22 protein-coding genes are annotated in these 24,439 nt (G+C 43.7%); 17 read left to right on the top strand and 5 right to left on the bottom strand.

From position 1 onward, the window contains the following. Positions 1-8: 8 nt before the first annotated feature. Entirely contained in the window at positions 9-2,180 is a 2,172-nt protein-coding gene (priA, locus tag PNC201_RS16320) for a primosomal protein N' (RefSeq protein WP_102057635.1), read from the bottom strand. A gap of 214 nt (positions 2,181-2,394) precedes the next feature. Here priA and rpmE point away from each other — a divergent pair, with 214 nt between their 5' ends. Beyond that, positions 2,395-2,610 (top strand): 50S ribosomal protein L31, encoded by a 216-nt coding sequence (gene rpmE, locus PNC201_RS16315; protein WP_010607053.1) that lies wholly within the window; start codon positions 2,395-2,397, stop codon positions 2,608-2,610. Between the two features lie 772 nt (positions 2,611-3,382). Continuing rightward, positions 3,383-4,624 (top strand): malic enzyme-like NAD(P)-binding protein, encoded by a 1,242-nt coding sequence (locus PNC201_RS16310; RefSeq protein WP_102057634.1) that lies wholly within the window; start codon positions 3,383-3,385, stop codon positions 4,622-4,624. 80 nt (positions 4,625-4,704) lie between these two features. Here the strand turns inward: PNC201_RS16310 and metJ are convergent, their stop codons facing one another. Then, complete coding sequence (gene metJ, locus PNC201_RS16305; protein ID WP_010368921.1) at positions 4,705-5,025, bottom strand: met regulon transcriptional regulator MetJ; 321 nt, start codon at positions 5,023-5,025, stop codon at positions 4,705-4,707. Between the two features lie 344 nt (positions 5,026-5,369). Between metJ and metB the strand changes: the two genes are divergently transcribed. Together metB and metL are read left to right on the top strand one after the other, a co-directional pair. Then, positions 5,370-6,590, top strand: a complete 1,221-nt coding sequence (gene metB / locus PNC201_RS16300; protein ID WP_102057633.1) for a cystathionine gamma-synthase — start codon at positions 5,370-5,372, stop codon at positions 6,588-6,590. A 4-nt stretch (positions 6,591-6,594) separates the two neighbouring features. After that, positions 6,595-8,943 (top strand): bifunctional aspartate kinase/homoserine dehydrogenase II, encoded by a 2,349-nt coding sequence (gene metL / locus PNC201_RS16295; protein WP_102057632.1) that lies wholly within the window; start codon positions 6,595-6,597, stop codon positions 8,941-8,943. 75 nt (positions 8,944-9,018) lie between these two features. Here the strand turns inward: metL and PNC201_RS16290 are convergent, their stop codons facing one another. After that, positions 9,019-11,475, bottom strand: a complete 2,457-nt coding sequence (locus PNC201_RS16290) for a penicillin-binding protein 1A (protein WP_102057631.1) — start codon at positions 11,473-11,475, stop codon at positions 9,019-9,021. A 129-nt stretch (positions 11,476-11,604) separates the two neighbouring features. On the opposite strand from PNC201_RS16290, the gene PNC201_RS16285 reads away from it, so the two are divergent. From PNC201_RS16285 to PNC201_RS16245, 9 genes are all read left to right on the top strand, one after another. Next, entirely contained in the window at positions 11,605-12,684 is a 1,080-nt protein-coding gene (locus PNC201_RS16285) for a pilus assembly protein PilM (RefSeq protein ID WP_010368913.1), read from the top strand. After that, a complete protein-coding gene (locus PNC201_RS16280; protein ID WP_010607058.1) occupies positions 12,672-13,244 on the top strand; it encodes a PilN domain-containing protein in 573 nt (190 codons plus the stop codon). Before PNC201_RS16285 ends, PNC201_RS16280 begins: the two co-directional genes overlap by 13 nt. A 16-nt stretch (positions 13,245-13,260) precedes the next feature. Next, positions 13,261-13,866, top strand: coding sequence for a type 4a pilus biogenesis protein PilO (locus PNC201_RS16275; protein WP_010607059.1), 606 nt, complete (start codon positions 13,261-13,263; stop codon positions 13,864-13,866). Further along, on the top strand, positions 13,863-14,405 hold the full coding sequence (locus tag PNC201_RS16270; protein WP_010607060.1) for a pilus assembly protein PilP: 543 nt from the start codon (positions 13,863-13,865) through the stop codon (positions 14,403-14,405). The genes PNC201_RS16275 and PNC201_RS16270 overlap by 4 nt, the downstream gene beginning before the upstream one ends. Further along, positions 14,395-16,461, top strand: coding sequence for a type IV pilus secretin PilQ (locus PNC201_RS16265; RefSeq protein ID WP_010607061.1), 2,067 nt, complete (start codon positions 14,395-14,397; stop codon positions 16,459-16,461). Before PNC201_RS16270 ends, PNC201_RS16265 begins: the two co-directional genes overlap by 11 nt. 150 nt (positions 16,462-16,611) lie before the next feature. Then, complete coding sequence (gene aroK, locus PNC201_RS16260) at positions 16,612-17,130, top strand: shikimate kinase AroK (RefSeq protein ID WP_010607062.1); 519 nt, start codon at positions 16,612-16,614, stop codon at positions 17,128-17,130. Positions 17,131-17,156: 26 nt separating this feature from the next. Next, positions 17,157-18,227, top strand: a complete 1,071-nt coding sequence (gene aroB, locus PNC201_RS16255) for a 3-dehydroquinate synthase (protein WP_102057630.1) — start codon at positions 17,157-17,159, stop codon at positions 18,225-18,227. Beyond that, a complete protein-coding gene (locus tag PNC201_RS16250) occupies positions 18,228-19,589 on the top strand; it encodes an SPOR domain-containing protein (protein ID WP_102057629.1) in 1,362 nt (453 codons plus the stop codon). A 47-nt stretch (positions 19,590-19,636) separates the two neighbouring features. Further along, a complete protein-coding gene (locus tag PNC201_RS16245; RefSeq protein ID WP_010607065.1) occupies positions 19,637-20,470 on the top strand; it encodes a Dam family site-specific DNA-(adenine-N6)-methyltransferase in 834 nt (277 codons plus the stop codon). A gap of 19 nt (positions 20,471-20,489) precedes the next feature. Here PNC201_RS16245 and PNC201_RS16240 read toward each other — a convergent pair whose 3' ends face one another. Both PNC201_RS16240 and PNC201_RS16235 read right to left on the bottom strand, forming a co-directional pair. Then, positions 20,490-20,684 (bottom strand): DUF2970 domain-containing protein, encoded by a 195-nt coding sequence (locus PNC201_RS16240; RefSeq protein ID WP_010607066.1) that lies wholly within the window; start codon positions 20,682-20,684, stop codon positions 20,490-20,492. A 38-nt stretch (positions 20,685-20,722) separates the two neighbouring features. Next, entirely contained in the window at positions 20,723-21,025 is a 303-nt protein-coding gene (locus tag PNC201_RS16235; RefSeq protein WP_010607067.1) for a hypothetical protein, read from the bottom strand. 137 nt (positions 21,026-21,162) lie between these two features. On the opposite strand from PNC201_RS16235, the gene rpe reads away from it, so the two are divergent. The 4 genes from rpe (at position 21,163) to PNC201_RS16215 (ending at position 24,296) form a co-directional block, all read left to right on the top strand. Further along, on the top strand, positions 21,163-21,834 hold the full coding sequence (gene rpe / locus PNC201_RS16230) for a ribulose-phosphate 3-epimerase (RefSeq protein WP_010368892.1): 672 nt from the start codon (positions 21,163-21,165) through the stop codon (positions 21,832-21,834). Then, a complete protein-coding gene (locus PNC201_RS16225; RefSeq protein ID WP_102057628.1) occupies positions 21,834-22,499 on the top strand; it encodes an HAD-IA family hydrolase in 666 nt (221 codons plus the stop codon). Before rpe ends, PNC201_RS16225 begins: the two co-directional genes overlap by 1 nt. Before the next feature lie 25 nt (positions 22,500-22,524). Further along, on the top strand, positions 22,525-23,529 hold the full coding sequence (gene trpS / locus PNC201_RS16220; protein ID WP_039494036.1) for a tryptophan--tRNA ligase: 1,005 nt from the start codon (positions 22,525-22,527) through the stop codon (positions 23,527-23,529). A 185-nt stretch (positions 23,530-23,714) separates the two neighbouring features. Continuing rightward, positions 23,715-24,296: an anthranilate synthase component II gene (locus tag PNC201_RS16215; RefSeq protein WP_102057627.1), complete on the top strand. Its 582-nt coding sequence runs from the start codon at positions 23,715-23,717 to the stop codon at positions 24,294-24,296. Positions 24,297-24,439 lie beyond the last annotated feature (143 nt).

The raw sequence follows: 24,439 nt of genomic DNA, 5'->3' as shown, positions 1-24,439 counted from the left end.
ATTTGATTTTAATAGCTATCCATTGGATCAACATCTATGCTCCAGCGTACTCGATTGGCAGACTCATGCGTAGCGATATAGCGCGCAAGTTGCGAAAGGTAGTCCCGCAGCACAGTGCGTTGTTGTGCGTGTATGTGTAATTGATATCTGAACTTTCCAGCTATTCGTTCAAGTGGTGCTGGAATTGGACCCAGCAATTGTATACCAGGATAGGGGGTAGCTGGAACCAAATCCGACAAAAAGCGCAATACTGTATTTATATTTGTTGCCTCGGCGCGGATGATAGCTAAGTGTGCGAAGGGGGGAAGCATAGCTTCTTCACGCTCTTGTAAGGCATATCGCGCGAAGTCGCCATAACCATTATTAATTAAATCTTGCAATAATGGATGTTCTGGAAAATGCGTTTGCAATAACACGGTTCCCGCTTCACCGGCACGTCCGGCTCGTCCAGCAACTTGCGTAATGAGCTGTGCCATTTGCTCGGTTGCTCTAAAGTCACAAGAGTAAAGTCCTGAGTCCACATCCAAGATAATCACAAGGCTGACATCGGCAAAGTGGTGGCCCTTGGCAAGCATTTGAGTGCCGACCAGAATTCGCGCGCCACCTTGATTAATTTCTTCAAGGGCGCTTTCAAGGCTGCCCTTACGGCGCGTAGAATCTCGGTCAATGCGAGTAACGGGAATATCAGTGAAGCGTTCGCTTAAAAAGCCTTCGAGTTGTTCTGTACCAAGCCCTGTGGGCATGATTTGGGTGCTGCCGCAATCTGGACACTGTCTCGGTACAAAGTCCTGCTCACCGCAATGGTGACATACCAAGCGGTTCATATTTTTATGGTACGTGGCGCTGGTAGAGCAATGTTTACAGGTATTAAGCCATCCGCATTCGTGACACATCAATGTTGGTGCAAAGCCCCGACGATTTAGAAACACCATAACTTGCTTACCGCGAGCGAGTGTTTTTTCCATCCAATGTAAACTCATTGGTGAAAACCCGCCTTGTTCTGGCTGACCTTTCATGTCGACAAGGTGAAATTGGTTGTCGTGCTGGGTCTGCGCTCGTTTACTCAGTGTGACGAGTTGATATTTGTTGGTAATGGCTTTGTGTAATGTTTCTAATGCCGGTGTTGCGGTTCCCAAAAGCAAAGGGCAGTGTGCCTGATGCGCTCGAAATGCAGCGAGATCTCTGGCGTGATAGCGCAGGCCTTCTTGCTGTTTAAACGAGTTGTCGTGCTCTTCGTCAACGATGATCATGCCGAGATTTTGAAATGGCAAAAAAATGGCCGAGCGAGTACCGATAACCAAAGCGCTCAGACCCTTTTCGGCGCGACGCCAAGTATGTAGGCGCTCATTATCGGTTAGATTTGAGTGCCATAAATCAATGGGCAGGTTATTAAAGCGCTTTTTGAAGCGGTTGACTGTTTGCGGTGTGAGTCCAATTTCAGGCACCAAGATCAGTGCTTGTTTACCCGCTTTTATTATGTTTTCAAGGCTCTGTAAGTAGACTTCGGTTTTACCACTTCCCGTTACACCTTCGATTAAAAAGGTACGGTAACCGACTTGTGCATTAACGGCGCTGCAAATAGTCGCTTGCTGGTCGTTTAGGCGTGGCTTTTCGCCTAGCTGTAATTCGTTTTGCGACCAATCACTATCATGCTCAATAGATTGTGAGATAAGCGCTTTTTCTTCCAATGCTTTAATTGTTTGGCTAGCAAATCCGAGCGCTTTGAGTTCACTTAATTTTATTGCACCACCTTCATGTAATTGAGAAAGCAGCGCTTGTTGCTTTTTGGCTCGCAGTGTTGGTAGTTTCTGCCCTTTTTCCGTTAATCTGACGATAGGGATCTGAGTTTTGTCTGGGCTTCCACCATCTCTGAGTACTGCCGGCAGTGCTGTGAATAAGGTATCGCCAATTGGATGACAGTAATACTGGGAGACAAAGTGTAAAAAGCTAAGTTGTGCTTGATTAAAGACAGGATGCTCGTCCAACACCTCAATAATTTGCTTGAGTTTTTCTTTTGGTACATCGGTGTCGTCTTTTTTAGCAAGTGCAATCGCTGTGCAGCGACGGTTGGCAAAATTGACGGTGACTCTCATTCCTGCTTCAACTTGCATGGTTGGTGCTAGCAAATAGTCGAATGTTCGGTGCAGTGGCAGCTTTAAAGCTACTTCAAGAATGAGCATGTATTACAATTCCATAAAGTGAGCGCAGTGACGAAGTATATACCTAAGGTGGTACGAATTGAAAACGTACTCTGCGACGGTGATAAAAAACTCTGAAATATTGCTTGTAGATTGTTCAGTTAAGCACTAAAATACGCGTCCACATTTTTGTATAACTACGTATGGTGCCAGACTTCGGGTTTGGAGAGCGATACGGCCTTAACTAGAGGTTGCTATGAAAGAAGGTATTCACCCTAATTACGAGACGATCACTGCATCGTGCTCTTGCGGTAACAAGTTCGAAACTCGTTCAACGCTATGTAAAGATATTCACCTAGACGTATGTTCTGCATGTCACCCGTTCTACACTGGTAAGCAGAAGATCCTTGACACAGGTGGCCGTGTAGATCGCTTTAACAAGCGTTTCGGTGCACTTAGCAGCAAGAAGTAATCTTGTTGGTCTAGTCGAAAAAAGCACCTTTAGGGTGCTTTTTTTGTGCCTGTTTGAAAATACCTTCTCGATTTATACATCCTATTCTGCATCAGCAGATAGACCGTCAGTCATCCCGTCTTATTGTGTCTTTTATTCTTCTAAAATAAAAAACTTGCCAGTTTGGCAGCAAAACTTTACTGATCTCTTGGGTAGAGTAAAAACTCTATTTAGCAGATAAATATTGAACATTTACGAGCTTAAGTTGTGAAAATAATCAAAGCTCATATAGTAAATACTATCAGGTATGAGCACTTAATATAAACTAAAGTCAGTATATTGCGATTAAATGTCGGTATCTTGACGTTAAAGTTAGTTAAGTTGCTATTCTCTTATTGTTTTTATAGTTGGTGTACATTTGTGCTAATTTTATACATTCTGTGCTGGTTTTAGCGTCTTGTTTTTTAAGTTTTAGTCATTTTATTTGTGAAATATTTCTTAAAATTGAGCTTATCTTCTCGGAAAAGTATAGAAAATACCATGCTAGTGGATAGACCTGATTTTACTTGAATAATGAGCAAAACTCGGTATTGTGTGAATACGGTCGATTAACTATATGTCCTATTGACATACCGCGACAGCAAAGCACATACGCTTGTTGAGTGGTTGAATGTCGTCGCTCATATAGTTAATCGCACTGTGTGTTGCTGTAACCAGCTAGCTAGGTTGCCAACATTCAGAATGCGAACGTTTACCACACTCTCACATTAACTTCGTAGGAAAATATCGCGCCATGACAGACTTTCGTCAACAAGCTCTAGATTATCACGAGAAGCCCGTTCCAGGTAAAATCAGTGTTGAACTCACTAAACCTGCCGAGACCGTAAAAGACTTAGCACTTGCATACAGCCCAGGTGTTGCAGAGCCAGTACGTGAAATCGCGGCTGATCCGGCGAATGCATACCGTTACACGGGTAAAGGAAATATGGTTGCGGTGATCAGTAATGGTACGGCAATTCTTGGCTTGGGTAACTTAGGTCCTTTGGCGTCAAAGCCTGTTATGGAAGGTAAGGCACTATTATTTAAGCGTTTTGCGGGCCTTGATTCAATCGATATCGAAGTTAAGCACAACACCACTGAAGACTTCATCAATACTGTGGCAAATATCGCAGACACATTTGGTGGTATTAACCTTGAAGATATTAAAGCGCCAGAGTGTTTTGAAATTGAGCGCGCGCTAATTGAACGTTGTGACGTTCCTGTATTCCATGATGATCAGCACGGCACTGCAATTGTAACCGCTGCGGGTATGCTGAATGCGTTGGAAATCCAAGGTAAAGATATTCATGATGCGATTATTGTGTGTCTTGGCGCGGGTGCAGCCGCTATTGCTTGTATGGAATTACTGATCAAATGCGGTGCTCAACGTGAGCACATCTATATGCTGGACAGAAAAGGCGTGATCCATACTCGTCGTGATGACCTAAATGAATACAAAGAGCTGTTTGCAAACAACACGGATAAGCGTACGTTACAAGACGTGATTGCAGATGCGGACGTATTTGTTGGTGTTTCTGGCCCAGACTTACTTTCTGCTGAGGATCTAAAGCTAATGGCTGACAAGCCAGTGGTATTCGCTTGTTCTAACCCAGACCCTGAGATCTGCCCTGAAGTTGCACACGGTGCACGTAATGATTTGATCATGGCGACAGGCCGCTCGGATTATCCAAACCAAGTAAATAACGTACTGTGTTTCCCGTTTATCTTCCGTGGTGCGCTTGATGTACGTGCAACCGCTATCAATGACGAAATGAAGATTGCAGCGGTTGAAGCAATTAGAACGATTGCGAAAGAGCCTGTACCTGCTGAAGTGTTAAAAGCGGCTGACGTAGATAGTCTAGAGTTTGGTCCTGAGTATATTATTCCAAAACCAATGGATCCACGTTTGTTACCTCGTATCGCAAAAGCGGTAGCGATAGCTGCAATTGAATCAGGCGTGGCACAAATCGATATGCCAGCTGGATATATGGAATAATACCATTGGTATTATTCAAATGAAAAAGCCTCGATTGAGGCTTTTTTTGTGTCTGTATTTCCAGAGCGAAAGAGTAGTTATCACTCTTCGTTTATTTCTGGGATCTCCAAACCGCGCTCTTCCATTATTTGTCTTACCTCTAAAGGAATACGCTCTGGATTATCTTTTCTCAAGTCTTCATCGCTCGGCAGTGGCTGACCTGTGAAGGCATGTAGAAACGCCTCACATAAAAGCTCACTGTTCGTGGCATGACGTAAGTTATTCACTTGGCGACGTGTACGCTCATCAGTTAGCACTTTGAGTACATTCAGAGGTATGCTCACCGTGATCTTTTTTACTTGCTCTGCTTTCTTACCGTGTTCTGCATATGGGTGAATATACTCACCGTTCCATTTTGCCATAATTGTGTACTTGCCTCAGTTACATCAATGCCAATATGACTGGGTTCTGGTCTACATTATTCACCAACCGCATGAATATAGGGATAACCTTACGAATTAAAGATAAATCCCAAACTCAAATAGATGAATAAACTAATCCGCCATAGCGAGATAGAAGAATCTCTGCCATAGTTTTCAATAACTCAGTCGTATTAGCAACGCCTAGAGTGGCGAAATTTTATCGGTTTAAAAAAGATAGTCAAATACTAGTTATTTAGCCATTTAGCAGTATAAATGTTTTGACTTCTGGTTTCTGTTGCTCTAACCTTTTAGACGTCTAAACATCCAACTATCTAGGTGACCTTATGAGTCAAGTTAATAAATCGACGGTAGCAGTGCGTCACGGTATAGAAGCTGATAAAGCGCATGGGGCAGTAGTGCCACCGCTTTACCTTTCTACCACCTATTCTTTTGCCGATTTTGATACCAAACGCGACTACGATTATGGCCGCAGCGGTAACTTTAATCGTGATGTGCTTGCACAGGCACTTACCGAACTTGAAGGTGGTGCTCGTGGTATTATTACCGCCACTGGCATGGCTGCCGTTCACCTAGTAACTCAACTGCTTAACCATGACGATACGCTGGTTATTCCACATGACTGCTATGGTGGTAGCTATCGCTTGTTTACATCGCTTGCAAAGCGTGGATTACTCAAATTAACAGTCTTGGATCTCACGCAACCTGAAAGTCTTGCGCAGCTGCAGCAGATCAAACCTAAATTAGTTTGGATTGAAACACCAAGTAACCCAATTTTGCGGTTAACGGATATAGAAGCTGTCGTAAATGCAGCACACGCTGTGGGGGCTTTGGTCGCCGCTGACAACACCTTCTTGTCTCCTGCATTACAAAACCCCATTGCCTTTGGCGTGGATGTCGTCGTGCATTCAACCACTAAATATATCAATGGTCATTCTGATGTAGTGGGGGGCGCGGTGATCGCGCGTACACAGGAATTGGGTGATGAGTTAGCTTGGTGGGCGAATAATATCGGTATTACCGGTGCACCTTTTGATAGTTACCTTACCCTACGTGGACTGCGCACCTTAAATGTGCGTTTACGCCAACATCAAGAAAATGCTCAGCTTATTGCAGAATATTTAGAAAAGTCGCCGTATGTTAGCCAAGTTTATTACCCTGGCCTTGAGTCGCATCCTCAACACGAACTTGCGAAAAAACAACAGCTCGGCTTTGGTGGCATGGTGAGCTTTGATATCAAAGGCGATCTGCAAACATCTGCGAAGTTTTTAACGTCTCTAACGCACTTTTCATTGGCAGAATCTTTAGGTGGGGTTGAGAGTCTTATTTGTCATCCAGCGACGATGACACACGCGGGTATGGATCCGCAAGCACGTTTAGAAGCGGGAGTGGGCGACACGTTGATTCGTATTTCTGTAGGCATTGAAGATGCACAGGATCTCATTGCAGATCTGGAAGCGGGATTTGCATGTATTGATGAAAGTCAGGCGAGTGATGATGCTAAGTCATTCAAATTAACGCCTGCACATACAGTAGCGTTGTGGTGAGTAAATGGCAAAAGTAGTACATAAGTTTGGTGGTTCGAGTTTAAGCTCGCCAGAGCGTTATCAGGCGGTTGCCAAGATAGTGTTAGAGCAATGTCAACTAGGTGACAGTGTTGTGGTTTCTGCTGCAGGAAAAACAACGAATACCCTAGTGAAGTTATGGCAAAGCTTTGAGCAGCAAGATGTTCGCGCATTCAACGATGTTTTATTACAAGTTGAAAATCATCAACGTGAATTAATTGATGCCCTGTTTGTAGGTGAACAACACAGTGTGTTACTCAAACAGCTTGTCAATGAGCTGCAAGCAATCGCTTCAGGACGAGAAGAACAGCATCTTCACTACGCGAGTTTACTTGCACATGGAGAGCTATGGTCGGCTCGTATATTAGCAAACTACCTAAGTTCTCAAGGTATCGAAGCCAAAGCTATCGACGCTCGTACGTTATTTGTACAACAAGAGGGGGTGTTACTACACGCCCATAACAAAGAAGCGTGCTATCGCGCAATTGATGATCACGCTATCTATATCGTTACCGGTTTTATTGCCGCAAATGCACAAGGTGAAACGGTGACTTTAGGCCGAAATGGCAGTGACTATAGCGCGACTTTGTTGGCAAGTTATCTTGATGCGGCTCAAGTATCAATTTGGACGGATACAACGGGTGTATTCAGCACTGATCCACGTAAAGTCGCCAATGCCATAAAATACACAAAGGTATGTCGTGGCCAAGCTGAATTACTCGCACGATTAGGTAATCCAGTACTACATGCAAAAACGCTGTCTCCACTTAAAGATACCGATATAAAACTGCAAGTTCGCAGCAGCTTTGACGCCGATGCACTTGGCACTGAGATAGTAAAGGCAGGCTATAGCAAAGAGAAGCGCTTTATTACCACTTTTGGACAACTTGACCTGTTACGCGTTGAGCAGCTAAAAAGTGGTGAAGTGAAACAGCTAAGCCAGCTTATTCAACATAGCATTCATCATTTTGTTAAAGGTGGAGAGGCACACTTACTGGTGCCATCTGAGTTTAGCCATGTTGTGATTAAAGCGCTGGATTCGCGAGCCAATATTATTGAGTCGCAAGTACAAGGCTTTGCTATTGTTGCCCCAAGTCAGGATGTTGCTGGCTTACATCAGCAAGCTCTGGAATTATTGGATGAACATGCGATTGTCACCCGTTTTGTGCTGCAAGAGCGCCATTACAGCTTAGTGTTAACCGATCAAGCAATTGATAGCGATCTACTTGCTATATTGCACGAACGTTTGGTCAATAAAGGCAGAGAGCTTGCTGTGATTGTAGCTGGTGTTGGCAATGTGGGTGAAGTGTTTATCGAACAATGCAAAAACCAAGTCGCTAAGCTGAGTGAGCACTTTGATCTTAAGTTGGTTGGCTTACTGCGTTCTAAGCAAATGTTGTTCTGTCCAAGCGGGTTGAATTTAGCATCGTGGCAACAGCAATGGCAAAATGAGGCCATCGAATATAATGAAGCAGAGCTATTCACTCGTATTAAAGAGCTAGATTACGAGCATAAAGTGGTGGTCGATATTACTGCGAGCGAGCGTTTCAGCGAGTTGTATCCGCAGTTTGTTGAACATGACTGCCATTTGATCAGCGCTAATAAATATGCCGGTACGGCACAACAAGGTTGGTACTCCAAGCTGCGTCAGCAGTTACAAGAGCGTAACCTGTTATGGCGTTACAACACCAGTGTTGGCGCAGGTCTACCCATTAACTTTGCGTTGGCTGATCTGCAAAATAGTGGCGATGAAGTGGTGAGAATTGAAGGCGTCTTTTCCGGCACTTTATCTTGGCTGTGTAGTCGCTATGATGGTTCTGAAGCATTTTCTGAGCTAGTGCTCGGGGCGCAAGAACTTGGTTTTACTGAGCCCGATCCGCGCGAAGATCTATCTGGCCGTGATATGCAGCGTAAGCTTTTGATCTTAGCACGAGAGTTAGACATTGAACTTGAGCTTGATGATATTGAATTAGAGGCGTTAATGCCTGAGTCATTGAGTGTGGGTTCATGGCAAACGTTTTTAGAAAATCGCCAGCAACTCGATGACTTTTATGCGACACACTATGCAAAGGCCACAGCGAATGACGCTGCGCTTCGTTATACTGGTGCGCTTGAAATTGCAAGCAATGGCAAAGTGTCTGCAAAAGTAGGCATTGCACAGGTACCAAATGGCTCGGCAATCGCGAATTTAACGCCGGGTGATAATATTTTTGTGATCCACACTAAATGGTATGAACAAAACCCGCTGGTGATCCAAGGCCCGGGGGCAGGTAAAGAAGTGACAGCAGCGGGAATACATTCCGATTTATTCTGGCTGACGCAAAATCTAAAATAACTCTTTTAAGAAAATAGATATAATACAACTGGTATAAGACAAAAATGCCGATACATCTGTATCGGCATTTCTATTTTAGAATAACTCTTCGTGAGTCGGTAGCGGCGCGGTATCGTCAAACGGTGTGCTGCTATCCGTATCCAATACGTACTTGGTTGGGGCCGTACCTTGCTCGAAATATTCAAACCGAGATGTGTAGTCGTTCTTGCGAGACAAAAGCCCTGTCTTTAAATCAATCCGAGTTGAAATAAGCCCTGGAGGCGGCTCTATCGGAGCCAAAGGCTCATCTTTAAGTGCCTCACGCATAAAGTCTATCCAAGCAGGTTGTGCTGAAATCGCTCCGGCTTCTGCGCCAACAAGTTGATTATTACCAAGGTTAGCGTTGTAGGCCGCACGACCCAAGGATTTACTCGCATCGTCAAAGCCAACCCAGACTGTGGTGAGGACATTACGGTTAAAGCCCGTAAACCAAGTATCTACTGAGTCATTGGTGGTACCCGTTTTTCCAGCAAGGTCACGACGTTTTAACCATTGACCACGCCAGCCAGTGCCGCTCCAGCCCGTATCGTGTTTCCAACTACCACCACCCCAGATAGCACTGTGAAGCGCATCAGCAATCAGAAATGCGTTTTGCTCCGAAATCACTTGCGGTGCACAGCGCTCAGGTTGTTCTTCCATCTGCTGTTCGTCGCAGACCAATAGCGGCTCTGCAGAACCCAGCTCAGTGCCGAATGAGTCGGTAATTTTATCGATAAAATACGGCTCAATGAGGTGACCGCCGTTGGCAAAAGTGGCCATGCCGCGCGCCATTTCAATAGGAGTCAGTGCAGCACTACCAAGTGCCAACGACTCGCTGCGATTAATATCTGCGTCTTGGAAACCAAATTTAAGCAAATGATCAGCAGCCTTATTTATGCCAACGCCTTTGATCAAACGAACAGATACCACGTTTTTCGATTGTGCAAGCGCTCGGCGAATACGGATTGGGCCGTTATACACTTCAGGGCTATTTTTTGGACGCCAAGCCACGCCAACGCTTCTGTCCCAATGATTAATCGGGGCATCATTAAGAATGGTGGCTAGGGTATAGCCATTTTCTAATGCGGATGAATAAATAAAGGGTTTGATGTTTGAACCCACCTGACGCTTAGCTTGGGTAGCGCGATTGTATTGGCTAAGCTCAAAGCTGTAGCCACCCACAATCGCCTTTACACGCCCATCCTGCGGGTCGAGTGAGACGAGGGCACTGGATGCCTGTGGCAACTGACTTAACATCCAGCCGTCGTCTTGTTTACGGACAAACACTTGCATGCCCGGCGCGAGGATATCTGCGGTTGTTTTTGGTGGTAAGCTTTGACGCGTTTCACTGATGTATTGTCTGGCCCAACTTAAGCCTGACCATTCCAATGTAATTTGCTCACCGGTTTTTAAGAGCAGGTCGGCCGTTTTCTCTGCAATGCTTAGCACCACAGCTGCTTTTAACGGCCCAATTTCATTGACCTTTTTAAGGCGAGTAATAATGCCTTCATGGCTTAGCGGCGATTCCGTTTCAGCATGCCAATAGGTTTCTTCTGCGCCTCTAAAGCCGTGACGCATATCGTAGGCATGTAAATTATCAACTAATGCATGCTGAGCAGCCTGTTGCATGTCTGATTCCACACTGGTGTAAACTTTCATGCCAGAGTTGTAAGCCTTATCAGTACCATAACGCTCAACCATATAGGCGCGAACCATTTCAGAAATATAAGGTGCATACAGCTCGATTTCGGCGCCATGGAATTTAGCCGTGATAGGAGCTTGTGTCGCCTCACTATATTCTGCGCGGGTAATATACTTTTCAGCAAGCATTCGTCCGAGCACAACATTCCGGCGCAATTGCGCGCGCTCTGGGTTACGAATTGGATTTAACGCAGAAGGCGCTTTTGGCAGGCCTGCAATCATTGCCATTTCTGCTAAAGTTAATTCTGATAGTGAGCGACCGTAGTAGACTTGCGCTGCAGCACCGATACCAAAGGCGCGATTGCCCAGTTCAATTTTGTTTAAGTAAAGCTCAAAAATTTCATCTTTCGTTAATAGTTGCTCAATATGCAACGCAATAAAGATTTCTTTCACTTTACGAATATAGGCTTTCTCTCTTGTTAAGAAGAAGTTTCTGGCAAGTTGCATGGTGAGCGTACTGGCTCCCTGCTTTTTTTGCCCTGTGGTGATAAGCACTATAGCGGAGCGGACGATACCTATCGGGTCTACGCCGAAATGATCGTAAAAGCGGTTATCTTCTGTCGCTAAGAATGCCTTTCGCATGGGGAGTGGAACATCCTGCAAACGTACAGGGATCCTGCGCTTTTCACCAAATTGATTGATGAGTTTTCCGTCTCGTGTAAAGACTTGCATGGGTGTTTGTAGTTGAACATCTTTCAAAACCTCTACACTTGGTATGTCAGATTTGACATAATAATAAAGACTGATAAGTGTCAACACGCCTAAAAGGGTACAAACAAAAACGAATTGTAAAAATCTTTTCAATAATTTCACGGAATTATCCCTAGTTAGACTCCCAATTACAGGTAGACACTGCTAGTATATCTTGATTAAAAAACGATTAATATTTTTGTGTGCTAAATTTTTATGGTACACAGTCTTAAAAGGAAACGGGCGCTTCACATGCTGAGCCAACTACTAAAAAAACAAGCACCTCTGATGATAGGGATCGATATCGGCTCCCATTGTGTCAAAGCGGTGTTGCTGTCGAAGACAAGTTCCAGCTACCGAGTAGAAGCCGTTGCGATTGAACCTATTCCGAAAGGAGCAGTAAATGAAAGGGCCATTCAAGACATTGAAGCGATCGGCAACGCGATAACTAAAATGAAGCGGCGCATTCCAAAGCTCACGCAATATGCAGCAGTTGCCGTATCCGGTCAGACCGTGATTACAAAAGTGATCTTTATGGATGTGTCATTAACTGATGCTGAACTCGAGTCTCAGATAGCAATAGAAGCAGATAGCCTGATCCCTTACCCGTTAGATGAAGTTAGTCTAGATTTTGAAAAAATTGGAGTAAACGAAGCCGATCCGTCAAAAATGAATGTGCTGCTCTCTGCGGCTCGTACCGAAAGCGTGCAAGCACGGGTTGGCGCATTGGAAGAAGCGGGTTTCAAAGCGAAAGTTGTTGATGTAGAAAACTACGCACTAAGTAGAGCCATGGATGTCATTTACCCTGAACTGCCAAATGATGCCTTTGATAAAATCGTAGCAATGATAGATATTGGCGCAGTGCTTACGCTGATTAGCGTTATTCAATCTGGGAAAACGATTTACACTCGTGATCAAGTGTTTGGTGGTGAGCAATATACCAACAGCATTGTTGCTTATTACAACAAAACCTACGATGAAGCAGAACTGGCGAAAACGACTGGGGATTTACCTCCAAACTATACCTTTGAAGTCTTGGCTCCTTTCCAAACTTCTATGCTGCAGCAAATTCGTCGAGCAGTGCAAATGTTTATGACGACCAGTGGTAAAGATCATATCGATTACATCGTGTTGACGGGTGGAACGGCTTTAGTGGATGGCTTAGATAAACTGCTCATTGATGAGCTTGGGATCCACACAATAGTGGCAGACCCGTTTACTGATATGGAGATTGCACCAAAAGTAGATAGGCATGTGCTGCAAAAGCATAAAGCGCAATTCGCCTTAGCGACAGGCTTGGCATTAAGGAGCTTCTCATCATGCCACATATAAATTTGCTTCCTTGGCGCGAGCAGCAAAGGCAAGCGTCGCAACAAATCTTTCTGACTATCATTGCGGTGATCATCGCGGCTTGTCTGTTGTTAATGTACATGCTTGGCAGCTTCTATGACGGCTTAAAAACCGGGCAAGAAATTAAAAACCGCTATCTCGAAAGCGAGATCACTCAACTAGATTCACGGATAGTTGCGATTAACGACCTGAATAAGCAAAAAGAAAATTTACAGCGCCGTATTCGGCTTATTGAGGAGTTGCAACTCAACCGCAGTCTCGGCACGCAAATTATCGATGAAATAGCGCGAGTGGTTCCGGCTGGGGTTTATCTCACCAGTCTTGAGCGACAAGACAATATGATCAAAGTCATTGGTCGGAGTGAATCAAACAACCGCTTATCGCAAATGCTACGACAAGTTGAATCATCATATTTAATAGAGCGGCCGGTGATCCAAGGCATAGTAGCCGGTGAGCAAAGTTCAAAATTACTGAGTGATTTTACGATGCATTTTTATATTAAGTCTCATGACGACATCCACTTAGCCGATAAAGCGAAATAGGGCGGAGGCACAGTGCATGAATTTTGACTTAAACAGTTTAAAAGAAATAGATTGGAATGAGCTGGAGCTCGATAATATTGGTCATTGGCCATTTCCTGTAAAAGTTTTATGCTCCGTTCTGGTGGTTTTACTAATGATGGTATTGGGTTATAACCTGATGGTCTCAAGTTCCATTGACCGCTACGACCAAGCGGTTAAAAAAGAGCAAGAGCTGAGAACGAGCTACCGGATTAAATACGCAAGAGCAAACAATCTAGAGCTATATAAACAGCAAATGATTGATATGGAAGCGCAATTCACTGAGCTGTTGAGACGACTGCCAAGCTCCAACGAAACGCCTGGACTACTTGATGATCTGACTTACGTTGGTACCTCAAGCGGATTAACCTTCCTAAAAATTGGCTGGATGCCAGAGGTACGTAAAGAGTTTTATACCGAATTGCCGATTAAGCTAGAAGTGATAGGTAAGTATCATGAATTTGGTCAGTTTGTGAGTAAGGTATCTGAATTACCTCGTATAGTCAGCCTACATGATTTTAGAATCGAAAATGCAGGAAATGGCGAGCTGGTATTTAGTGTTGTGGCAAAAACTTATCGTTATGAGCAAGGAGGTCAGAAATGATCCGACTGATGCTCTGCGTGACCTCGTTGATGTTCATCTCGGGTTGTAATGATAGTACTGCAGAACAAAAAGAATTTATTGATCAGGTAAAAGCAAGCTCAACACCAAAAATCGAGCCTATACCTGAAATGCAAAATTATGAGCCATTTAAGTATAGCGCTTCAGAATTGCGTAGCCCTTTTGTTGCGCCCCAGCCTGAAGTGATTGAAAATAAACTAGTTCAAATTAAAAACTGTTTACACCCAGATCCAGATAGAGATCGCTATCCATTGGAGAAATTTCCGTTGGATAATCTACGTATGAAAGGCATTATTGCCAAGTCTGATGGTCGTTGGGCGCTAATCGAAGCGGCGACGCAAGGCTTGTATCGTGTAAAGCGTGGTGAATATATGGGCCTGTATCATGGCAAAGTGCTGAGTGTACATGCCGATCATTTAGAATTATTAGAATTGATCCCAGATGGAACGGGATGTTGGAAAGAAAGGCTAACAAAAGTGGAAATGTTAGAAGCGGAACAAGGTGGCACGAGTGAATACTAACAATAACGTTATAAAATCAACCATTAAAAGCACTCGAACATTATGGCGTTCTGTGCTCGGTGTTGCCTTAGTTGGCCTTTCGTCAATTACGCATGCCATTCCTATGTTGTATGACATTCGCTATAACCCCGTTCCGACAGGGGAAACTCAGCTACAACTGGTGTTTGATGAAAAACTCAATACAGAGCCACAAGTTCGTGTTGTCGGCGAAAGCACCAGTATTGAATTGTTTTTCCAGCAGGCTGAGTTTGAAGAAAGCTTAAAAGCTTTGAGTATTGATAAAGCTGGTATTCAAGGCATTACCAGTGAACTCAGAGATGGTGGTTTTGCCGTTTCCATCAACATGGATGAGCTGAAGCTATATAAAACCGAGGTTAAGAATAACCTTGTGATAGTGGAAGTGTCTAATAAACCGATTGTCTCTGAACAAGATCAAAGTCAAAAAGTCACTGCGTTTATCAACCAAATTCAAGCTATCGATTTTCGTCGCGGTGAGAAAGGTGAAGCTAAAGTACTTGCGTTTCTTGAGCACAACCAAGCGGCCATCGATGTACAAGAGCGCGGTGGTAAAATCATTGCGGACTTCCACCATATCGATATTGCAGAAGACCTGCTATACGAACTCGATGTGTTAGATTTTGGCACTGTGGTATCTCGCATAGAAACCTTTAAAGAAGACAATAAAAGCCGCATTGTGATTGAGCCAAATGCGGCATTCAAGTTTACCTATCAACAGCTTGATAACATCTTTACCTTATCAGTTGAAAAAGACGAAGGTAATAAAACCTTTGGCGATAAAAAAGAATATAAAGGTCAGCCGATCACGTTGAATTTTCAGGATATTCCAATTCGCTCCGTACTACAGATCATCGCCGATACAAACAACTTTAACCTAGTAACGAGTGACACCGTATCTGGCAATATAACCTTGCGTTTAGATGGTGTACCTTGGGATCAAGCGCTTGATGTTGTGTTACGTGTGAAAGGGCTAGATAAGCGTATGGATGGCTCTATTTTGATGGTCGCGCCATCTGAAGAACTCGCTGCTAGAGAAGCCAAGGAATTACAAGCGCGTCAGCAAGTAGAAGAGCTAGAACCATTATATAGCGAGTATATTCAACTTAATTACGCGAAAGCGGAAGAGTTTGCTGACTTACTCAAAACCGATATCAACTCTATTATTAGTCATCGTGGTAGTGTATCGGTTGATAAACGTACTAATACTTTATTAATTAAAGACACCTCACGCAGTATTGAAAGTGTTCGTCGGATGGTTGAAACCTTAGATGTGCCGGTAAAACAGGTGCGTATAGAGTCACGCATGGTTACTGTAGATGACACAGTACAAGAAGACTTAGGTGTCCGCTGGGGCTTTAGCGATCAGCAAGGCAGTGATGCCATCTCTGGTACGCTAGACGGTGCGAATGCGCTATCCAATGGCAATATTCCGTCTTTGGAAAACCGCTTAAACGTTAATTTAGGCGTAAAAGGAGTCCCTGCTGGCAGTATTGGTATGCACATTGCGAAATTAGCTGATGGCACTTTGATAGATCTTGAGTTGTCTGCACTGGAGCAAGAAAATAAAGGTGAGATAATCGCGACGCCAAGCATCACGACAGCTAACCAGAAAAAGGCGCGTATCGAGCAAGGTACAGAGATTCCTTACGTAGAGGCATCATCAAGTGGTGCAACGACGGTGAGCTTCAAAAAAGCGGTTTTAAGCTTGGAGGTGACACCGCAAATCACACCTGATAATAAAATAATTCTCGACTTAGTGATTACACAAGACACTAAAGGTGATACCGTGCAAACGCCAAATGGCCCGGCGACGGCAATCAATACCCAAGAGATCCAAACACAAGTACTGGTTGAAAATGGTCAAACTATCGTACTGGGTGGTATCTATCAGCAAGAAGTGAAAACGGCAGTAAGTAAGATCCCAATTTTGGGCGATATCCCATATTTAGGTCTATTGTTTAAGAACTCTCGTGATATTAATGAAAAGCGAGAATTGCTGATATTTGTGACGCCTAAGATCATTCAAGACAGTTTATAGGCCCGTTGACAGTAAAAGTATTGCGCTTTTTGCGTGGTTTGACTTGAAATTGTTCACGGATTACTGAGATAATCCCCTCCTTAATTTTGGGGCCAGGTCGTTAGGCGGGGTTTTATTTCAAATTTTAGAGTTCGTTTGTACTAAAAAGATATGGCTGAGAAACGTAATATATTTCTAGTAGGCCCGATGGGGGCTGGTAAAAGCACGATTGGTCGTCACATTGCAGATCAATTACACCTTGAATTTTTCGATTCGGATCAGGAAATTGAGCGCCGCACAGGTGCCGATATTTCTTGGGTGTTCGATATCGAGGGCGAAGAGGGGTTCCGCAAGCGTGAAGAAAGCGTCATCTCTGACCTAACAGAAATGCAAGGCATTGTGTTAGCGACAGGTGGTGGCTCTGTGATCAGCAAAGAAGTGCGCAACAAGTTGTCTGCGCGCGGTATTGTTGTTTACCTAGAAACGCCGATCGAAAAACAGGTAGCTCGTACTCAGCGTGATAAGCGTCGTCCATTACTACAAACCAGTGAAGACTCACGTGACGTACTAGAGCGCTTAGCTGATGAGCGTGAACCACTATATAGAGAAGTGGCAGATCACGTTGTTCGCACGGATGAGCAAAGCGCTAAAGTAGTTGCAAACCAAATTATTGAAAAATTAGATTTCTAATATAACAACACCGTAGGAGGGACGCCATGCTTGAATTAAAGGTTGATTTAAACGAGCGGAGCTATCCCATCTTTATCGGTGAACATCTCTTATCTGATGAAGGACGACTTAAGCAGTATGTTGGGCAAAGTCGTCCTGTTATCATCACCAACACCACCATAGCACCTTTATATTTAGACAATCTTTTAGCGATATTTGACGCTCAAAAACCGCTACATTTTGTTATCCCTGATGGTGAACAATACAAATCGCTAGAATGGTTTGAAAAGATCTCTGCCTTTTTGCTCGAGCATAATTGTGGTCGTGATACGTGTTTGATTGCCCTCGGTGGCGGTGTGGTTGGCGATTTGACTGGTTTTGTTGCGGCATGCTACCAGCGTGGTGTTCCGTTTATTCAAATCCCTACGACTTTGCTGTCACAAGTAGATTCATCGGTTGGTGGTAAAACTGCGGTAAATCATCCGCTAGGTAAAAACATGATTGGTGCTTTCTATCAGCCAAAAGCGGTTTTTATCGACACCAAGACCTTAAGTACATTGCCTGCAAGAGAGTTTGCTGCGGGTATGGCTGAAGTCATTAAATATGCGTTGATCTATGACGCATCTTTTCTTGATACATTAACGGATCAGCATCCTCAGCTCAGCGCACTAGATGCTGACAGCCTTCAACAAGTTATTTATAAGTGTTGTGCGATAAAAGCCGAGATCGTCGCCAAAGACGAAACCGAAGCGGGATTGCGTGCATTACTTAATCTGGGTCACACCTTTGGCCATGCGATTGAAGCGCAAATGGGCTATGGTAATTGGTTGCATGGTGAAGCCGTTGCTGCCGGTATGATGATAGCTGCAAATTTGGCTTGTCAGCGCGGCGCGCTTAGTACTACTGATGTTGAAAAGATCCGTCGTGTTATTGCGCTTTATCAATTACCGACAGAAGCGCCAAGCGAGATGACCGCAGCGCAGTTTTTACAACATATGCGCAAAGACAAAAAGAACAAACAAGGCAAAATTCGCTTTATTCTTCCTACGCAACTAGGCCAATGTGCGCTAGTGGATGATGTTAGCGATGAAACCGTGGTAACTCTAATAGGTCGTTAAATGCAGTCGCAAATTTTACCAAGCAGAGCTGCATTGGTAGATAGAATTGCTATGCAATTCGACTATGGCCAAAACCTGATAACCTTAGTCGGCTCTTCAGGTCTTGGTAAAAGCTACCTTGCGGAATCGTTTCTTACTGATAAATACCCAGACTTTAACAAAGCGTTTGTAAAGCTGACTGCCAATACTCAAGAGTTTGATGTGGTACGGCAGCTGCTTGAGCATAGCTTTCGCAGTCCTCTCATTGATCAGAAGTTATCTCTAAGTGAAAACTTCATGTTGCTCCATGATGAACAAGCTTGTGGACCATGCTTATGGGTGTTAGACAACGTCAGGCATTTAACCCAAGAGCTTGCGGAACAACTACAAAAGCTCGCAAAATCTTCTCGCGAAACAATTTACATACTCGCTACGGCGCAGCAGCCTCAGCTGATCCCTGAAAGTCTGGATATTCATATCGAGCCTTTATCCGTGCTCGAGAGTAAGCGCTTGATGAGCATGTTTTACAAAGACTTACCGCCTGACGAAGATCCTATTTTTAATACGTTTGTTGCTGAAGCTCGAGGTAATCCGAGTGTTTTACTTTCTTGGCAGCCACAGCAGCAGAGTCTAAATTTACGTGAACAAAGCTCCAAAGTAGGTAGCAAATCACAATGGCAATGGTATGTCATTGCGCTTTGTTTGGTATTAACAGCGTTAATGGTTGCTTTAGTGTATAAGCAAGAATTAAAACGATACTGGACGCCAACTCAAGATAATGAAGAAACAGTAGCCACCGCTATTGATGCGCAAGTGGTATTTGAGGCGCCAAATACCACAGTTGAAAAAGTTGAAATTGAAAACGACGTGCAACCAGAGTTGCCAACCGAAGCGCCAACGCAAGTCGAAACAGCGCCTGTTGGCAGTATTTTATCTGCACTAACCGAAACAAAAGAAGATACGACAAACAACAATAACGCACTATCAGAGCAAGCGGTTACACCTGAAAAAGCCGATGTTGATAGTACTCCTGCCACTTTATCGCCAGTAACAGAGCCTCAGTACGCAGAGCCTGAACTATTGACGGGAAACCCTTGGTATCTCAGTCGCTCAGATGGTGAATGGGTGATCCAGTTACTTGCAGTGACAGAAAGTGAGATTGCAGCTGGGTTTATGGCGGAGCATAACGAGGTAGTAACACAGCAGTTTACTGTTTTAAGAAATGGCCGAACTTGGTTTGTAGTTACTACTGATGCTTACGAGAGTTTGGCCTCAGCGAAGCAAGCAAAGGCAGTATTGCCAGAAGCGCTACAAAAAGGTCAGCCATTTTTTAAGAGAATGAGTAAAATTAAACAAGAAATTACTCAGTCTCTCGGTAATTAGCCACATTTAGTGTAAAATCGCGCAACCACTCACGACATAGAACGAGCATGCAACAAAAGACTAGAGCCTTCTTAAAATGGGCAGGCGGAAAATACAGCTTAGTAGAAGATATTTCTAAGCGCCTACAAGCAGCAAGTAATGAAGCCGACACGCTAGTAGAACCTTTTGTTGGAGCGGGATCTGTTTTCCTTAACACTCAGTTTAAGCATTATGTCTTAAATGACATTAACGCTGATCTTATCAACCTGTATAAAGAGTTGAAGCGTATTCCTGATGAATTTATCAGTGACGCTAAAAGGCTATTCGTCGAGCTGAATAACCATCCAGATGCGTATTACGCGTATCGACAACAGTTTAACGAAAGCATTGATGTGTATGAGCGTGCGATTCTATTTCTATATATGAACCGCCATGGCTACAATGGTTTATGTCGTTATAACCTCAAGGGGATCTTTAACGTCCCTTTTGGTAAATACAAAAAGCCTTACTTTCCAGAGCGCGAGTTATATGTGTTTGCTGAAAAGGCTCAACAGGCTACTTTCACCTGTCAAAGTTACAGCCAAGTATTTGAAACCATGCCAAAGAATGCGGTAGTGTATTGCGATCCTCCGTATGTACCTTTGAGCAAAACTGCGTCATTTACTAGCTATGCAAAAGGTGGGTTTAACTTAGACGATCAAGCACAGCTGGCGAATCTTGCGGAAACTGCGGCTTTTGAAAAGCAAACGCCAGTGTTAATCTCCAATCACGATACGGTGTGGACACGAAAGATTTACAATCAAGCGAAGCTAGATGTGATAAAGGTGAAACGTACAATTAGCCCAAAGGGTAATGGGCGGAATAAAGTTGACGAGCTAATGGCGCTATATCACCGTTCGTAATTTGCAGCGGCATAAAGGACTAAGCCAAAACTACACCATTTACAAACCAAATTAAGCCAATGACAAAAGCGGCGACAAAAACGATGCCCGCAAAAGCAAACGGCCAAAAATGCTTTTTGTTAAAGTCATATGCTTGTTTTTGACCGCTCTGCACACCAAACATTGCCGCACAGACACTTTGAATTAACGCGAATTTACTATTGGAAGAAGCCATAGTGTTTACCTCTTACCAGTTGATTGGCTCAACTGGTATTAGTAAGGAGATGAAACTTTACTACTGCTTTGATTGTCTTTAGAGCCAAGTAATAACTCAAGCAAATCCAAATAATGGAATTGGCCACTCGAACTACCGCCAGTCAACCACGCAGCCCAACTGGTGTGCGCTTCTTGCTGACATTCCACTGCATTTATTCGACTGCTTAAATTGCCAGTGCTACAAGCGCATGCGGAGTAATTTGCGGCAAGACTTTCATCATTGTCGAAAGAAAATACCCCTGCCGACACGGCTAATACCGTCCCAAGCAGAGCAATCCGTGCTTTATATCTAGAAACCATAACCCTATCCCCAGAAGTTAAATATCACATAATGATACACAATGTTCGTTTATTGCACAATCATAAAGCGCCTTAAATCGCAGACATTTTGGGCAATTTACGGTACAGTATCGCGGTCTTACGTTTAGGGGAAAAGTATGTCTGATTTTTTAATTGCACCATCCATTCTATCCGCAGATTTTGCGAGGTTAGGCGAAGATGTTGAAAAGGTACTGACAGCAGGTGCCGACGTGGTTCATTTCGATGTAATGGATAATCACTATGTGCCAAATTTAACTTTTGGTCCAATGATTTGTGACGCATTAAGAAATTACGGAATTACTGCTCCTATCGACGTACACTTGATGATAAAGCCTGTAGATAGTCTAATTCCCGAGTTTGCTAAAGCCGGAGCGAGCATTATTACATTTCACCCAGAGGCCAGCGAGCATATAGACAGAAGCCTTGCGCTGATTAAAGAATCAGGTTGTAAAGCGGGCTTGGTATTTAATCCGGGCACACCGCTGCATTATCTTGATCATGTGATGGATAAAATTGATCAAATCCTCTTGATGTCAGTAAACCCGGGCTTTGGTGGCCAAAGTTTTATCCCACATACACTTGAGAAATTAAAAGAAGCGAGAGCACGGATTGACGCTTCCGGTCGCGATATTCGTCTTGAAGTGGATGGGGGAATTAAGGTGGACAACATTGCTGAGGTTGCAGCGGCCGGTGCAGACATGTTTGTTGCGGGTTCCGCTATCTTTAATCAACCCGATTACAAAGCGGTAATAGACGCCATGCGTCAAGAATTAGCAAAGGTAAAATAATGCGTTTTGAGGGTATTTTATTTGACCTCGATGGCACGTTAGTTGATAGCGTCGAGGATATGTACATGGCGCTCAATTTAACGCTGTCTGAGCTTGCTCACCCAATTGTTAGTCATGCTCTGGTGCGTGAATGGGTAGGTAACGGCATCGATATGTTAGTAAAAAGAGGCCTAAGCGGAAGCCATGAAGTTAGCGAAGACTTATCCGAAAGTTTAGCGCACACCGCCATTGAACGTTTTAAAGTGCATTATGACGAATTAGTTGGTCAGTATGCGGGTTTGTATCCGCATGTTGAGACAGGGCTATTTGCATTTGCCACAGTCCCAAAAGCCGTCGTGACAAATAAAAATCGTGCATTTACGCTAAAACTGCTGGATAAATTAAATCTCACTTCGCATTTTGATTGTATCGTCTGTGGTGATGACACTGACAAAAAGCCGTCACCAGCTCCGCTATTGCTGGCAGCCGAGCGTCTTGGTATATCTGCGGATAAGCTAATCATGGTTGGGGATTCTAAAAGCGATATTTTGGCCGCTCAGGGCGCTAAGATACCTGTGATTGCGCTAAATTATGGGTATAATCAAGGATTCGATTTGAAAGAGTTCAATCCACAGTACCTTTGTGATGGATTCTTAGATATTATTCCCATTATCAATCAACGTTAATTCAATGAAGAAATAAAGGAACGACATGAGTAAACCTGTAGTATTAAGTGGTATTCAGCCAACCGGTGGTATGACAATAGGCAATTACGTAGGTGCCATTAACCAGTGGCTTAAACTACAAAACGATCATGATTGTTACTTTATGTTGGTTGACTTGCATGCCATTACGGTTCGCCAAGAGCCACAGCAACTACGCGATCGCGTATTAGACGGCGTAGCACTATATACTGCTTGCGGCATCGACCCAGATAAATCGTCACTTTTTGTGCAATCACAGGTTCCTGAGCATGCTCAACTAGGTTGGGTGCTGAACTGTTATGCACAGATGGGTGAATTAAACCGCATGACGCAGTTTAAAGATAAGTCAGCAAAGCACGCCAATAACGTAAATGTTGGCTTATTCGCCTATCCAGTATTGCAAGCTGCGGATATTTTATTGTATCAAGCGGATCAAGTACCGGTTGGTGAAGACCAAAAGCAACACCTTGAGTTGACCCGCGATATCGCAACGCGCTTTAACAACTTGTACGGCGATGTCTTTAAGATCCCAGAACCTTATATTCCAGAGTTTGGCGCTCGTGTTATGAGTTTGCAAGACCCGAGCAAGAAGATGTCAAAATCAGACGAAAACCCAAATGGTTTTGTGATGCTGTTGGACGAACCGAAGAAGATAGAGAAAAAGCTGAAAAAAGCGGTAACGGATTCAGATGAGCAAGCACGCATTTACTTTGATCGTGTTGAAAAGCCAGGAGTATCCAACTTACTGACTCTACTAAGTGTTGCAACTAAACGCTCAATTGAAGAGTTAGTGCCAGAGTACGAAGACAAAATGTACGGCCATTTGAAGAAAGACACTGCCGATGCGGTAGTGAATATGCTTGAGCCTATTCAAGCGCGCTTTAAAGAAATCCGTGAAGATCAAACTCTGCTGAACGAAATCATGAAAAAAGGTGCGGAAAAAGCAAGTATTCGTGCCGAAAAAACGCTTAAAGCTGTGTATGACGCCGTCGGTTTTATTCCTCGCGGTTAATAAAACACAAAGAAAGACACCATTTATGGTGTCTTTTTGTATTACAAGGGCCTATTGCCCCTTGGTTTAAAGCAGATACTAGATATAAGAAAACCCTCCTGTTGAGTTCGTGATAAAATAGACTTATAACGAACATCTTTACCCTAGTGGCGAGTAGGCTGCTTGGTTCTTTTAGTGGTACCTACATGCTGTTGATGATTGATAACTATGATTCCTTTACTTACAACCTAGTGCAGTATTTTCAGCGCTTAGACGTGGATGTGCTGGTAAAGCGGAATGATGAAATCAGCGCCTCACAAATCAAGCAGCTTAATCCCAAATATGTTGTGCTATCTCCTGGCCCTTGCAGTCCTGATGAAGCGGGGATCTCGCTTGAAGTCGTAAAACGTCTACAGGGACAAATCCCTATTCTTGGCATTTGCCTTGGTCATCAAACTATTGCACAAGCTTTAGGTGGTAAAATCATTCGAGCAAAACAAGTGATGCATGGTAAAACGTCGCAAGTGCACCATAACAATATGGGTGTATTTCAAGGTCTGCCATCACCATACGAAGTATGCCGCTACCACTCTTTGGTTGTTGAGCAAAGTAGCTTACCAAAATCTCTAGCCGTAACGGCTTGGACACAGACGCAAGAAGGTGAACGTGATGAAATTATGGGGCTCTTGGCATCCGATAGAGCACTTGAAGGTGTGCAATTTCACCCAGAAGCTATCCTCACTGAACACGGCTTAGCATTACTTGATAACTTTATAAAACGCTTCTAAAGTTTAAACAAAACCAACAGGATTTCGCCTAGGTGTTATACATCCATATTCGCTGCGTTTTTGTTGGTTAGACTAGTTTTTGATACGTAACTTTTTGATTCTATTGTGCGCAATATCAAATCATAATATTGCTTTTACTGGTA

The sequence above is a fragment of the Pseudoalteromonas sp. NC201 genome, from assembly GCF_002850255.1.
Taxonomy (GTDB): domain Bacteria; phylum Pseudomonadota; class Gammaproteobacteria; order Enterobacterales; family Alteromonadaceae; genus Pseudoalteromonas.
Note: the sequence above shows the minus strand (reverse complement) of the source record. Positions and strands in the feature narration are given on the sequence as shown.

Excerpts from the sequence above, each read along its gene's own strand:
- priA (WP_102057635.1), bottom strand. The coding sequence starts at position 2,180 with ATGCTCATTCTTGAAGTAGCTTTAAAGCTGCCACTGCACCGAACATTC.
- rpmE (WP_010607053.1), top strand. The coding sequence starts at position 2,395 with ATGAAAGAAGGTATTCACCCTAATTACGAGACGATCACTGCATCGTGC.
- PNC201_RS16310 (WP_102057634.1), top strand. The coding sequence starts at position 3,383 with ATGACAGACTTTCGTCAACAAGCTCTAGATTATCACGAGAAGCCCGTT.
- metJ (WP_010368921.1), bottom strand. The coding sequence starts at position 5,025 with ATGGCAAAATGGAACGGTGAGTATATTCACCCATATGCAGAACACGGT.
- metB (WP_102057633.1), top strand. The coding sequence starts at position 5,370 with ATGAGTCAAGTTAATAAATCGACGGTAGCAGTGCGTCACGGTATAGAA.
- metL (WP_102057632.1), top strand. The coding sequence starts at position 6,595 with ATGGCAAAAGTAGTACATAAGTTTGGTGGTTCGAGTTTAAGCTCGCCA.
- PNC201_RS16285 (WP_010368913.1), top strand. The coding sequence starts at position 11,605 with ATGCTGAGCCAACTACTAAAAAAACAAGCACCTCTGATGATAGGGATC.
- PNC201_RS16280 (WP_010607058.1), top strand. The coding sequence starts at position 12,672 with ATGCCACATATAAATTTGCTTCCTTGGCGCGAGCAGCAAAGGCAAGCG.
- PNC201_RS16275 (WP_010607059.1), top strand. The coding sequence starts at position 13,261 with ATGAATTTTGACTTAAACAGTTTAAAAGAAATAGATTGGAATGAGCTG.
- PNC201_RS16270 (WP_010607060.1), top strand. The coding sequence starts at position 13,863 with ATGATCCGACTGATGCTCTGCGTGACCTCGTTGATGTTCATCTCGGGT.
- aroK (WP_010607062.1), top strand. The coding sequence starts at position 16,612 with ATGGCTGAGAAACGTAATATATTTCTAGTAGGCCCGATGGGGGCTGGT.
- aroB (WP_102057630.1), top strand. The coding sequence starts at position 17,157 with ATGCTTGAATTAAAGGTTGATTTAAACGAGCGGAGCTATCCCATCTTT.
- PNC201_RS16250 (WP_102057629.1), top strand. The coding sequence starts at position 18,228 with ATGCAGTCGCAAATTTTACCAAGCAGAGCTGCATTGGTAGATAGAATT.
- PNC201_RS16245 (WP_010607065.1), top strand. The coding sequence starts at position 19,637 with ATGCAACAAAAGACTAGAGCCTTCTTAAAATGGGCAGGCGGAAAATAC.
- PNC201_RS16240 (WP_010607066.1), bottom strand. The coding sequence starts at position 20,684 with ATGGCTTCTTCCAATAGTAAATTCGCGTTAATTCAAAGTGTCTGTGCG.
- PNC201_RS16235 (WP_010607067.1), bottom strand. The coding sequence starts at position 21,025 with ATGGTTTCTAGATATAAAGCACGGATTGCTCTGCTTGGGACGGTATTA.
- rpe (WP_010368892.1), top strand. The coding sequence starts at position 21,163 with ATGTCTGATTTTTTAATTGCACCATCCATTCTATCCGCAGATTTTGCG.
- PNC201_RS16225 (WP_102057628.1), top strand. The coding sequence starts at position 21,834 with ATGCGTTTTGAGGGTATTTTATTTGACCTCGATGGCACGTTAGTTGAT.
- trpS (WP_039494036.1), top strand. The coding sequence starts at position 22,525 with ATGAGTAAACCTGTAGTATTAAGTGGTATTCAGCCAACCGGTGGTATG.
- PNC201_RS16215 (WP_102057627.1), top strand. The coding sequence starts at position 23,715 with ATGCTGTTGATGATTGATAACTATGATTCCTTTACTTACAACCTAGTG.